General features: G+C 38.9%; 1 pseudogene. It reads left to right on the forward strand.

Annotated elements, in window-relative coordinates:
• Positions 1-293, forward strand: a pseudogene (locus tag AAEY83_RS13910) (efflux transporter periplasmic adaptor subunit); the annotation flags it as partial.

Genomic DNA, 293 nt, shown 5'->3' on the forward strand with positions numbered 1-293 from the left:
GTAATAACGTACTTGCGGGTCAAAGCGTATTAACATCGATTGTTTCAAACCAAGCTATGTACGCTTATTTTGATGTTGATGAGCGCACATGGAATAGCTCTTTTAATGATGTTACTGCTGCGAGCCACCAAACTGTTGTAATGCAAAAAGTCGGTCAAAGTGATTTTGCATACAAAGGCTACATTAACTTTATTGATAACCAAATTAATTCATCAACAGGTACATTACGTGTACGTGCGGTATTTAATGAAGACAACAACCAATTACGCGCAGGCTCGTTCGCACGTATCAAG

Origin of the sequence: Psychrobacter sp. TB20-MNA-CIBAN-0197 (assembly GCF_040309765.1) — a bacterium.
GTDB classification, from domain to species: Bacteria; Pseudomonadota; Gammaproteobacteria; order Pseudomonadales; family Moraxellaceae; genus Psychrobacter; species Psychrobacter submarinus.